The sequence below is a fragment of the Streptomyces sp. NPDC000878 genome, from assembly GCF_053599695.1.
In genome coordinates this window covers 1-12,434 of the sequence record NZ_JBSFMT010000035.1, presented here as the reverse complement: position 1 = coordinate 12,434, position 12,434 = coordinate 1, and the positions used below count along the sequence as shown (strand labels likewise).

Annotated in this window: 9 protein-coding genes and 1 pseudogene; 7 read left to right on the top strand and 3 right to left on the bottom strand. The window is 69.9% G+C overall.

The window, feature by feature from the left end:
* Positions 1–146 precede the first annotated feature (146 nt).
* From ACWDR4_RS27690 to ACWDR4_RS27660, 7 genes and pseudogenes are all read left to right on the top strand, one after another.
* Positions 147–1,229 carry an Lrp/AsnC family transcriptional regulator gene (locus tag ACWDR4_RS27690; RefSeq protein ID WP_450412700.1) on the top strand — a complete coding sequence of 361 codons (1,083 nt, stop codon included), beginning with the start codon at positions 147–149 and terminating at the stop codon, positions 1,227–1,229.
* A 46-nt stretch (positions 1,230–1,275) separates the two neighbouring features.
* The gene (locus tag ACWDR4_RS27685) at positions 1,276–2,682 is read left to right on the top strand and encodes a M20 family metallopeptidase (protein WP_450412698.1); all 1,407 of its coding nucleotides are present in this window, start codon (positions 1,276–1,278) and stop codon (positions 2,680–2,682) included.
* A gap of 319 nt (positions 2,683–3,001) precedes the next feature.
* Positions 3,002–4,109 (top strand): annotated as a pseudogene (locus ACWDR4_RS27680) (LacI family DNA-binding transcriptional regulator).
* 137 nt (positions 4,110–4,246) lie between these two features.
* Complete coding sequence (locus ACWDR4_RS27675) at positions 4,247–5,635, top strand: ABC transporter substrate-binding protein (RefSeq protein ID WP_450412696.1); 1,389 nt, start codon at positions 4,247–4,249, stop codon at positions 5,633–5,635.
* Positions 5,635–6,516 carry a carbohydrate ABC transporter permease gene (locus tag ACWDR4_RS27670; RefSeq protein ID WP_450412694.1) on the top strand — a complete coding sequence of 294 codons (882 nt, stop codon included), beginning with the start codon at positions 5,635–5,637 and terminating at the stop codon, positions 6,514–6,516. Before ACWDR4_RS27675 ends, ACWDR4_RS27670 begins: the two co-directional genes overlap by 1 nt.
* The gene (locus ACWDR4_RS27665; protein ID WP_450412692.1) at positions 6,513–7,451 is read left to right on the top strand and encodes a carbohydrate ABC transporter permease; all 939 of its coding nucleotides are present in this window, start codon (positions 6,513–6,515) and stop codon (positions 7,449–7,451) included. The genes ACWDR4_RS27670 and ACWDR4_RS27665 overlap by 4 nt, the downstream gene beginning before the upstream one ends.
* A gap of 58 nt (positions 7,452–7,509) precedes the next feature.
* Entirely contained in the window at positions 7,510–9,654 is a 2,145-nt protein-coding gene (locus ACWDR4_RS27660) for a beta-galactosidase (RefSeq protein WP_450412690.1), read from the top strand.
* Positions 9,655–9,717: 63 nt separating this feature from the next.
* Here ACWDR4_RS27660 and ACWDR4_RS27655 read toward each other — a convergent pair whose 3' ends face one another.
* The 3 genes from ACWDR4_RS27655 to ACWDR4_RS27645 all read right to left on the bottom strand — a co-directional run.
* Positions 9,718–10,476, bottom strand: a complete 759-nt coding sequence (locus tag ACWDR4_RS27655) for an SDR family NAD(P)-dependent oxidoreductase (protein ID WP_450412688.1) — start codon at positions 10,474–10,476, stop codon at positions 9,718–9,720.
* A 98-nt stretch (positions 10,477–10,574) separates the two neighbouring features.
* Entirely contained in the window at positions 10,575–11,303 is a 729-nt protein-coding gene (locus tag ACWDR4_RS27650; protein ID WP_450412686.1) for a TetR/AcrR family transcriptional regulator, read from the bottom strand.
* A 189-nt stretch (positions 11,304–11,492) separates the two neighbouring features.
* A partial coding sequence (locus ACWDR4_RS27645) for a cyclase family protein (protein WP_450412684.1) occupies positions 11,493–12,434 on the bottom strand: 942 nt, incomplete at its 5' end.

Genomic DNA, 12,434 nt, shown 5'->3' with positions numbered 1-12,434 from the left:
TTCCTGATCGGCGTCGGCTGCCCCCATTGACGACCCTGTCGCCGTAATCATGCAAGTTAAAAGCTTGTTGCGCTCATATCGTTCATATGAAGTGGCTGGTTGGCGGATTCATTCTGTGAGTTGATGGGTGTCATGGAGTACGTGACATGGAGTACGTGACAGACGGTCCGCACGACGAGATCCCGTCGGCCGAGTTGGACGAGGACGACCTGGACCTCGTCGCCGCACTCCAGCACGCCCCGCGCGCACCGCTGAGCCTGCTGGCGGAGGTGCTCGGGCTGTCGGCGAGCACCGTCGGGCGGCGGCTGACCCGGCTGGAGTCCGACCGGCTGCTGCGGGTGATCGGCCAGCTCGACTGGTCGGTGTCCGGCGAGGGCAACCCGTGGCACGTGTGGGTGACCGCCGAGCCGGGCCGGGCCCCCGAAGTCGCCCGCAGGCTCGCCGAGTTGCCCGAGGCGACCCTCGTCGCGGTCACCGCCGGGCAGGCCGATGTCTACTGCTCCGTCCAGCCCGCACGCCGCGCCCGTACCCGCGAACTGCTCAGCCGGACCATCCCCGCCACCCCCGGCGTACGGTCCGCCCGCTCCGAACTCGTCCTCGGCGCGACCGCCAAGTCCGACGCCTGGCGGCTGCCCCGACTGACCGAGGACCAGGGGCAGTTGCTCGCCAAGTACATGCTGTCGACGGCCGAGGAGCCGGCCGCCGACGGCGCCCCCGGCCCGCCGGGCGGCGACGAACTCCGCACGCTGCGACTGCTCGCGGCCGACGGGCGGATCACCGCCGCGCAGGTCTCCCGGGAGCTGGGCATCGGCCAGTCCACCGCCTACCGCACCACCCAGTCGCTGCTCCAGCGCGGTCTGGTGCGCCCCCGCGTCGAGATCGAACCGGGGCTGCTCGGCTACGCGTTGGAGGCGGTGGTCGCCCTGACCGTGTCGCCGGGCGCGATCCAGCGGGTCGCCGAGGCGCTCGCCCGGCACCCCTCCGCGCGGTACGTCTCCACGACGGCAGGCAACTTCTGCGTCGTCCACCAGGGCGTCTTCCGCGACGAGGACGGCCTCGCCGCGTTCCTCACCCAGGACCTGGCCGAGCTGCCGGGGGTGATCTCCTTCGACGTCTCGGTGGTCCTTGAGGCGCTGCGCCGGCACTGGCTGAACCGCGCGGACGGACGGCTGGCGACGGAGGGCAGCCCGACGGCAAGCACCAAGGAAGACACCAAGGACGACACGTAGGACGACACGTAGGAAGCACGTAGAAAAACCCGAGGGAAGGGAACGTATGACCACGCGTGACACCGCCATCGGCCGGGCCGAGGCCTACTACGACTCCGGCGACTTCCTCGCCGACCTGCGGCGCCGGATCGCGTACCCGACGGAGAGCCGGCCGCCCGTCGACACGGACGCGCTGCGGACGTATCTGGAGGACGAACTCGTCCCGGCCGTAGAGAAGTTGGGGGCGGATGTCCGGGTCGTCGACAATCCGGAACCGGGTGCGGGGCCCTTCCTCCTCGGTCATCGGCACGAGGGCGACGAGCTGGTGACCGTACTCGTCTACGGGCACGCGGACGTGGTGCCCGGGCAGGACGGCCGGTGGCGTTCCGGGCTGTCCCCGTGGGGGCTCGTCGTCGAGGGCGACCGGCTCTACGGGCGCGGCACCGCCGACAACAAGGGCCAGCACACCGTCAACCTCGCCGCGCTCGACCAGGTCCTGGCGGCCCGGGGCGGCAGGCTCGGCTTCAATCTGAAGGTGCTCGTCGAGACGGGCGAGGAGTTCGGCTCGCCGGGGCTGCACGAGCTGTGCCGCCGGATGAAGGACGAACTCGCCGCCGATCTGCTGATCGCCTCCGACGGTCCCCGGATCTCTGCGGACCGGCCGACCCTGTTCCTCGGTTCTCGCGGCATCGCCAACTTCCAGCTCCGCGTGGCCCTGCGCGACGGCGCCCACCACTCCGGCAACTGGGGCGGCGCGCTGCGCAATCCCGCCACCGTGCTCGCCGGCGCCCTCGCGACACTGGTCGACGCCCGGGGCCGCATCCTGGTGGAGGGGCTGCGTCCGCCCGCCGTACCGGAAGCGGTGGCGGCAGCGCTTTCCGACATCACCGTCGGCGGCGGACCGGCCGACCCCGAGGTCGACGCCGACTGGGGTGAGCCCGGTCTGACGACCGCCGAACGGGTCTTCGCCTGGAACACCCTGGAGGTCCTCGCCCTGGCCGCCGGGGACCCCGCCAAGCCGGTCGGCGCCATCCCGGGCCGCGCGCACGCGGACGTCCAGCTCCGGTTCGTCGTCGGCACCGCCTGGCAGGACCTGGAGTCGATCGTCCGCGCCCACCTGGACGCCCACGGCCTGCCGATGGTCGAGGTCGAGCTGCTCCAGGCGGTCCCGGCGACCCGCCTCGACCCGGGCGACCCCTGGGTCCACTGGGCGACGGCCTCCCTGCGCCGCAGCACCGGCAAGGTCCCGGCCCTGCTGCCCAACCTGGGCGGCACGCTCCCCAACGACGCCTTCGCGGAGATCCTGGGCCTGCCCACCGTATGGGTGCCGCATTCGCACCCGTCCTGCGCCCAGCACGCGCCCGACGAACACCTGCTCGGTTCGGTGGCGCGGGAGGGCCTGCGCATCATGGCCGGCCTGTTCTGGGACCTCGGCGAACCACTGCCGACGGCCACGACCACGACCACGCGCTGACGTCCGCCGCCTGATACCGGCACACCCCCACACCGGCCGTCTGACACCGCCGTCCGACACCGGCACACCGCCGCACCCGCACACCCATCATCCGACGCCGCCGTCCGACACCCGCACACCCGCACACCCGCCATCTGACACCGCCGTCCGACACCCTCCACCCGACACCCGTCGCCGCACCTCCGCCGCCTGACTCCAGTGGCGAAAGTGCGGCGAAAGTTACGTCGAGATTGCGCGAACCCTTGACGCGCCGCTTCCGACTGCGTACATATGACTGCGCAGTCATGACAGCGCAGTCAGAGATCCGCGAAGAGTCGCCGTGACACGACAGGCAGGGCGGGGTGCGGCCTCGTCGACGCCCCGCAGCGTCGACGTGGCACGCCTCGCGGGTGTCTCCCAGAAGACCGTGTCCCGGGTTCTCAACGGCGAGCGGTACGTCTCCGAGGACGTACGGCGCCGTGTTCTCCAGGCCGCCGAGGACCTCGGCTACCGAACACTTGTGCATCACTCCACCCTTCAGGGTGGAGGTGAAGGGCATCCTGCTCATAGCGGTCCGGAGGGTCGCAGTGGCATGGCTAGAATCGCCTTGTCGGGCAACGGAGTTGTCCGACCTACCGCCGGACGGGCGGGAAGTCAGGCCTGCGGAGGCCACGTAAGACCGACCCTCACCGGTCGGCAGAGGCCTGTGAAACAGGAACCCGCGGTGGTACTGCGTAGCAGTACGGACCGGAATCACCTGCCCTCGGGCAGATGAGGGCGTCAACGGATGAACAACGCCGCCCAGGCGCTCGCCTCCGGGCGAGCGTACGGGCCTGGCCGAACTGTCCGTCGACGTACCGGTCCTGGTCATCGGTGCGCCGTCGCCCTTCGCCACCGCCCACCCGGTCACCTCGGGCGGCGGTGCGGACCTGCTCACCCGGGCCGCCACCCAACACCTCCTCGATCTCGGGCATGTGACGGTCCATCACCTGTCGGGCCCGCCACGCTGGTTCGCGGCCAGGGACCGGCTCACCGCCTGGCGGGCCGCCCTCGCCGCCCATGGCGCGCCGGAGCCGCCCGTCGTCGTGGGCGACTGGTCGGCGGCCTCCGGATACGCGGCGGGACGTCAACTCGCCGCCGATCCCTCGGTGACCGCCGTGTTCGCCGCCAACGACGACATGGCGATCGGGCTGATCCGGGCGCTGACTGAGGCCGGTCGGCGTGTGCCGGACGACGTCAGCGTGGTCGGGTTCGACGACATCCCGGTCGCCGCGTACATCACACCGCCGCTCACCACCGTGCGGCAGCCGTTCGACGCCGTGGCGCAGGAAGGCCTCAAGCGGCTCCTGCACGCCATCGAGAACCCGGACGCGGACCCCCTGCCGCCGAGCGACCCACCGGTCGACCTCGTCGTACGGTCCTCCACCGCGCCCCCGCCCCACCGGTAGCGACACCCGTAGGCCCGGTCCCACCGGTAGCCACACCCGCAGCCCCACTCGTAGCTCCACCGACAAGAGGCCGGCCAGCCCCACCAGTCGCCTCCCCGCCCTTCCTTCACCCTCTTTCGCCCCGGCCGGAGTCCACCATGCCCGAATACCCCGTCTCCTCCCCCGCCCTCAGCCGCCGCCTCCTCCTCACCGCGGCCGGTGCCGCCTCGCTCGGCGCGGCCCTGTCCGCCTGTGGCGGGGGCGGGTCCGACGGCGGCTCGACCTCGTCGAAGCCGGTCGGCCAGGCCGACATCGACAAGGCGATGACGACCCCGACGGAGCTGACGTTCTGGACGTGGGTCCCGGAGATCGCCCAGGAGATCGCCCTCTTCGAGAAGAAGTACCCGGCGATCAAGGTCAAGGCCGTCAACGCCGGTCAGGGCACCCCGGAGTACACCAAGCTGCGCACCGCCCTCAAGGCGGGCAGCGGCGCCCCCGACCTGGTGCAGATCGAGTTCCAGGCCATCCCGACCTTCACGATCACCGACAGCCTGCTCGACCTGCGGCCGTACGGCGCCTCCGCCCTCAAGTCCCAGTTCGTCGACTGGACTTGGAGCCAGGTCAGCGGCAGCGACGGCGAGGTGTGGGCGATCCCGCAGGACACCGGCCCGATGGGCATGCTGTACCGGCAGGACATCTTCGACAAGCACGGCATCGAAGTCCCCAAGACCTGGGACGAGTTCGCCGAGGCCGCGCGCAAGCTGCACAAGGCCGACCCGGACGTGTACCTCACCAACCTCGCCGCCAACCAAGTCGCCGCCTGGCACGGGCTGTTGTGGCAGGCGGGCGCCAAGCCGTACGTCACCTCCGGCAAGAGCGACATAACCATCAGCGTCGACGACGTGGTCTCCAAGAAGCTCGGGGCGTTCTGGGGCGGGCTCGCGCAGGAGGGCGTCATCGGTGTCGAGCCGGACTTCACGGACTCCTGGTACGCGGCGCTCAACAAGGGCAAGTACGCCACCTGGATCACCGGCGCCTGGGGCCCGGCCTTCCTCTCCGGCTCGGCCAAGGACACCTCCGGCAAGTGGCGGGCCGCCCCGATGCCGCAGTGGGATGCCGCCAAGCCGAGCGCCGGCAACTGGGGCGGCTCGACGACAGCCGTGATCCGCTCCACCAAGAACCCCATCGCCGCTGCCCTGTTCGCCCAGTTCCTCAACAGCGACGCGGAGAGCGCGAAGATGTTCGCGACGAAGCAGTTCTTCTTCCCTGCCACCAAGGCGCTGCTCGCGGACGCGAGTTACATCGGCGCCACCCCCGCCTTCTACGGCGGCCAGAAGGTCAACGAGGTCTTCGCCGGCATCAGCGCCCAGGTCGACCCCTCCTTCCAGTGGCCGCCGTTCCTCGACCAGGTGGCCACCGACTGGACGGAGACCGTCGGCCACTCCCTGGCCAGAAAGACCGACACCGTTGCCGCGCTGGGGAGTTGGCAGTCCCGGATCACCACGTTCGCCAAGAGCCAGGGCTTCACGGTGAAGGCGGCCCCCTGATGCCCAAGCACCTCGTACGACCACGATCAGCGGGCCCGCTGTTCATCGCCCCCTTCATGGTCCTGTTCCTCCTCCTCTTCCTCGCCCCGCTCGGCTACGCGGCCTATCTGAGCCTGTTCCAGGAGAAGTTGGTCGGCGGCACGTCGTTCGTCGGCCTGGACAACTACCTCACCGCGGTCAAGGACCCGCAGCTCCGCGAGGGTGTCGTCCGGGTGGCTACCTTCTTCGTGATCCAGGTCCCGGTGATGCTGCTGCTCGCCCTGCTCTTCGCGCTCGCGCTGGACAGCGGCCTGCTGCGGCTCGCCCGGGTGATCCGGCTGGGCATCTTCGTGCCGTACGCCGTCCCGAGCGTGGTCGCCACCCTGATGTGGGGCTACCTCTACGGCCCGGACTTCGGCCCGTTCGCCCAGCTCAGCAACAAACTGAGCCTGCCCGCCCCGCACTTCCTCACCGACAGCTGGATGCTCGGCAGCCTCGCGAACATCGTCACCTGGGAGTTCGTCGGCTACAACATGATCATCCTGTACGCGGCCCTGCGGACCATTCCGACGGACCTGTACGAGGCCGCCGCACTGGACGGAGCGGGCGCCTGGCGGATCGCCTGGTCCGTCAAACTCCCGGCGCTGCGGCCTGCGTTGACGCTCACCCTGCTCTTCTCGGTGATCGGCAGCTTCCAGCTCTTCAACGAGCCCAACCTGCTGATGAAGATCGTCCCGGACGTCATCGACAGCTCGTACACCGCCAACCTCTACGCCTACACGCTCGCCTTCACCAGCCAGCAGATCAACTACGCGGCGGCGGTCTCCTTCCTCCTCGGCCTGGTCATCGTGATCATCTCGTACGCCTTCCTGCTCACCGCGAACCGCAGGAGGCCCGCGTGACCACCACAACTCCCCCCGCGACCGGCGTAGTTCGTACGGCGGACCAGGCACCCGAACCACCGAATCAGCGGCGCCGACGCCCGTCCCAGCGCCGCAGCACCCCCCTCACGATCGCCATGCTGGCGGTGCTCGCCTACTTCCTCCTCCCCCTCCTCTGGCTGCTGATCGCCTCCACGAAGAGCACCCAGAACCTGATCAACAGCTTCGGCCTGTGGTTCTCCGACGCCCCGCAGCTGCTGACGAACATCCGCGACACCTTCACCCAGGACGACGGCGTCTTCCTGCACTGGCTGCTCAACACCCTGCTGTACGCCGGTGTCAGCGCCGTCGGTGCCGCGTTGCTGGCGGCTGCGGCAGGGTACGGGTTCGCCAAGTTCCGGTTCCGTGGGAACGGCGCCGCCTTCAACCTCGTACTCGGCGCGGTCATGGTGCCGGCGACGGCGCTGGCCATTCCGACGTACCTGCTGTTCGCGAAGGTCGGGCTGGTGAACACGCCGTGGGCGATCATCCTGCCCTCGCTGGTGAGCCCCTTCGGGCTGTATCTGATGCGGGTGTACGCCCAGGACGCCGTGCCCGACAGCCTCCTCGAAGCCGCCCGGATGGACGGGGCCGGGGAGTTCCGGATCTTCTCCCAGATCGTGCTGCGGCTCCTTGCCCCGGGCCTGGTGACCGTGCTGCTGTTCACGCTGGTGGCGACCTGGAACAACTACTTCCTGCCGCTGATCATGCTCAACGACTCGGATCTGTACCCGATCACGCTCGGGCTCTCCTCCTGGGCCGCCCAGGCGCAGAACGGCGGGGCGGGTGCCAGCAGCGACATGCTCGCGCTCGTCGTGACCGGGTCGATGATCTCGGTGGTCCCGCTCGTCGTGGCCTTCCTGCTGCTCCAGCGGTACTGGCAGAGCGGTCTGGCCACGGGCGGGGTGAAGCAGTAACTCGCCGCCCGGCCAAGCAAGTTGTCCAACTCCCCCTTCTTCCCTGGAGGTTGACTTCATGGCGGTTCTGCCCGCCCGCGTCCTCTTCGGCGCCGCGTACTACCACGAGTACCAGCCCACCCATGGCCCCGAGTACCGTCCCGGCGAACAGCTCAAGGCCGACCTGGACCTGATGGCCGAGGCCCGGTTCACCGTGATCCGGGTCGGCGAGTCGGTCTGGTCGACCTGGGAGCCGGAAAACGGGCACTTCGACCTCGACTGGCTGGAGCCGGTCCTCGACGGCGCCCATGAGCGCGGTATCTCCGTGGTCCTCGGGACTCCGACGTACGCCGTGCCGCCGTGGCTGGCCCGCCAGTACCCGGAGATCACCGGCGAGCGGGCCACCGGGCAGCGGATCGGCTGGGGTGCCCGGCAGGAGGTCGACTTCACGCACCCCGCGTTCCGGTTCCACGCCGAGCGGGTGATCCGGAAGATCGTCGCCCGGTACGCCGCCCACCCGGCGGTCATCGGTTTCCAGGTCGACAACGAACCCGGCAACGAACTCCTTCACAACCGGGGCGTGTTCGAGCGCTTCGTCGACCATCTCCGGGCGAAGTACGGGGACATCGAGACCCTGAACCGCGAATGGGGCCTCGTCTACTGGTCGCACCGCCTGTCCACCTGGGCCGACCTGTGGACTCCGGACGGCAACGTCCAGCCTCAGTACGACGTCGCCTGGCGGGAGTTCCAGGCCCGCCAGGTCACCGAGTTCATCGGCTGGCAGGCCGACATCGTCCGGGAGTACGCGAACCCCGACCAGTTCGTCACCACCTGCATCTCGTACACCCGCCCGGCCGTCCAGGACGACGAGCTGACTGTCCGGCTCGACATCGCATCAGGCAACCCGTACTACGAGATGCAGGACAGCCTCGCGCTCCCCGACCTGACCCCGGACGCGCACGCGCAGCGCTGGCGGACGACGGGCGTCTGGGCCCTGTACCAGACCGCCGACTGGATGTTCTCCTCCAAGCAGGCCCCGTTCCTGGTCACCGAGACCAACGCCTCGTCGATCGGTGAGCCCTGGCACAACCGCCCCGCCTACGACGGCCAGTGGCGTCAGGCCGCCTGGGCGCTGGTCGGGCGCGGGGCCAGGATGATCGAGTACTGGCACTGGCACACCCTGCACTTCGGCGCCGAGACGTACTGGGGCGGTGTCCTCCCGCACAACGGCCGACCCGGCCGTACGTACGCCGAACTGGCCCGGCTGGGCGCCGAGTTGGACGCGGCGGGCCCACTGGTCGCCGGTCTCGAACCGGACGCCGACATCACGATGGTCTACTCGACGCCCAGCAAGTGGCTGATGCAGAAGTATCCGCCGCTCGCGACGGGCGACGGCGGCCCCGACGACACCGCCTACCACCGGATCTTCGACCCGTTCTACCGGGGCGCCTTCGACGCCGGCCGCCAGGTCAGGATCGTCCACGCCCGCCAGCTCCACGACCCGAGCGGCGAACGGGAGAGCCTGTCCCCCGAGGAAGCGGTGGTCCGGCACCCGGTCCTGGTCGTCCCGGCGCTGTACGTCGTCGACGACACGACCCTCGACTGGCTCGCCGCATACGCCCACGCGGGCGGCCACCTGGTCCTCGGCCCGCGCACGGCGTACGCCGACCACGAGGCGCGGGCCCGCCACGAACCCGCCCCCGGGCGCCTGGTGGACGCGGCGGGCGTCACCTACGACGAGTTCAGCAACCTGACCGACGGGATCCCGGTGCGTACCGTGCCCGGCGGCCCGCTCCAACTCCCGGACGGCGCGACGGCGTTGCACTGGGCCGACGGCCTCACCGTGACCGACGCCGAGCCGCTGGTGACGTACGACCACCCGCACTTCGGCCGCTGGCCGGCGGTCACCACCCGCCACCACGGCTCGGGGCAGGTGACGTACGTCGGCACGGTCCCGGGCCGCGACCTCGCCCGGGAGCTGGCCACTTGGCTGACCCCGGCCGCCCGCAGTGCCTGGGGCGACCTCCCGGAATCGGTGACGGCGACCACCGGTACGGCCGAGGACGGGCGGCGCGTGCACATCGTCCACAACTGGAGCTGGGAGCCCGTGCGCGTCACGGCCCCGGCCGACCTGACGGACGTACTGAACGACGGCGGTCCGGTCGCGGCGGGCAGCGAACTGGAGCTCGGCGCCTGGGACGTACGGGTGTTCAGCACCAACTGACCACCGGGCAGGGCCTGTTGACGTCACGCGACGCCAACAGGCCCACTCCGCGGCAACGGCCGGTCACAGCAGCGAGTAGCCGCCGTCGACCGTGATCGTCGTGCCGGTCACATAGGCCGAGGACTCGGAGGCCAGGAAGAGGTAGATGCCGGGGAGGTCGTCGGGGGTGCCCCAGCGTCCGAGTGCCGTGTGGTCGACGATGCCGCTGTCGCGCTCCGCGCTGCGCCGCCAGTGTGCGCCGAGCCCGGTGTCGAACCAGCCGAGGGCGACCGTGTTGACGGTGATCCCGCGCGGCCCCAACTCCTGTGCCAGCGCCCCCACCAGGGACTGGACGCCGCTCTTCGACGCCGAGTACGCGGCGAGGCCTCCCTTGGGCCGGTCGCCCAGCACGGAACCGGTGACGATGATCCGCCCTCCGGCGCCCATCACGGCCGCGCCCGCCCGTGCCCCGAGGAACGTCCCGGTCAGGTTGACGTCGATGACCTCGCGCCAGGCGTCGGCGCTGGTGTCGGTCACCGCCGCGACCCCGGGCGAGACCCCGGCGTTGCAGATCCAGGCGTCCACACCGCCGTACCGCTCGACCATGCCCTCGGCGACGGACTCGTTGAAGGCCTCCTCGCGCACGTCCCCGGCGCAGATGAGGGGGTCGCCCCGGAGCGTCCCGGCGACCTCCTTGAGGGCGTCCTCGGAACGGGCCACGAGCCCCAGCCGTGCCCCCGCGGCGTCGAAGGCCTGCGCGAGAACACGCCCCAGACCCCGTCCGGCCCCGGTGATCACGACACGTCGCCCGGCGACCTCGGCGTTCCCGGCGGATATCGGCATTCCGTCCTCCTTGAATGGATCGACCGGTCGGTACATTTCTGAGAGTAATGCACGCCCTGGAGCAGGGGAACAGAACAGTGCGAGCTACACAGTGCGAGCTACGCCTCGGTCTTGGTTTTCATTGACCCGGCCTCGGGCTTGATGCCCCGCAGCCCCTGGAGGACGGCCCGGCCCTCCGCCAGCTCGCCCTCGGCGCCCGCCCGGTCGGCGGGCTCGGTGAGGATGCCGTTGAAGAAGATGTCGCAGTAGAAGGCGGAGAGTTCCTCGACCTGCATGTCCCGGCGGCCGGCCAGCCACTGGTACGTGTAGTTGTGCAGGTTCAGGAAGGCGAGCGTCGCCAGCTCCAAGTCGTCCTGCGGGCGCCCCTGGAGCAGTCCCCGGCGGTTGCCGTCGGCGAGTATGTCGCGGATGCACGACTCGAAACGATGCCGTTTGTCGCGGAACAACTCGCGGTACTCGCCCTGGAGTTGGCGGTACTCGTGCAGGAACACCCAGACGTGTTCCTGCCTGTTGACGATCTGCCAGAGCAGGGATTCGGACAGCAGGCGCAGCCGGGTCTGGAAGCTCAGGTCGAGTTCGACGATCGCGGTGGCTTCCTTCAGCAGCGGATCCATGACGCGGTCGTGGATCTCGGCGAGGAGCGCTTCCTTCGAGCCGATGTAGTAGTACAGGGCGCCCCGGGCCAGTCCGGCCGCCTCGCCGATGTCCGCGACGCCAGTACCGGTGTACCCGTTCTTCGAGAACAGCTCGACGGCGATGTCCACCACGTTCTCGCGCATGCGGTAGTAGCGCTCGGTCTTGCCGCGCTCCCGCCGAGTGGGGGGCATTTCACCAGTCCTTCAAAACCCGGTACGCCGTCACGGGGTACCAGAACCGGCATCCCGGAATTGCCTGTAGCACCGCGTGACGATACACGATCAATTTGCGCCCCCAGGTGGGGAGGGGCGCGGAGAAACGGCAGTTCGGTGCGGGTCGGGGGCAGGATTCCCGACCCGCACCGAACATCTCTGGGGTCGTCAGACCGTGGCGACGGGCGTCAGGGGACTGCCCTGAGTCCCCGGGAGGTTGAGCGGGGGCGCGGTGAGCAGGAAGCGGCTGCGGTTGTGCTCGCGCAGCCAGGCCGCGAGCGGGCCGAGGTTCCACATCTCGCCGAGGGGGACGCCGAGCTTGAAGAGGCAGAGGTGGTGGATCGGCAGCAGGGTGTGCGGGCCCTGGGCCTGGGTGACGCCGACGCCCTCGACCGCGTAGTTGTCGGCGACCAGTGCGGAGATCTGCGACTCGGCGATCCACTCCAGCAGGGCGGGGTCGTCGGCGTCGAGATAGGCGGCGGTCTGGTGGATGGCGACCGGGTCGGGGTTCTTCTCCCAGGCAAGGACCTGGGTGGCGAAGCCGGTGTGCAGCAGGAGCATGTCGCCGGGTTCGACGACGACGTTGTCGGCGTCCATGATCTCGCGCAACTGGCGGTAGTTGACGGCCTGATAGCCGGTGCCGAGGTGGTGGGCGATGTCGATGAGGACACCGCGCCCCTGGACCCCGTGCTCGGCCATGTGCTCCATGCCGAGGTGACGGGCGTGGCTGAGACTGCCGCTGCCGTCGCCCTTGGCGTCGTCCTTGGGACCGACGAGGTCGGTGTCGGGACGGTAGCCGTTGTAGTAGACGGGTTCGGCCACGCCGTCGGAGTCCGCGTCGAACTCGGCGCCCTGGTGGGCGAGGGAGTCCCACTGGGTCGAGTACTGGAGCCACAGGGTGACCACGTCGTCCGACCAGACGTCGATCAGGTCGGGGGAGAAGTGCTCGCTGGCCTTGATGTTGTAGAAGACGTCCTGGTTGTGCTGGAGGTCCTCGGTGGGGCGCAGGATCGGCGGGTAGCGGCGCTGGTTCATGGCTGAACCGCCCGGGTAGTCGAGCGGCAGACTGAGGCTGAAGGCGATGCCGTGCTCGACCTCGCGCACACCCTG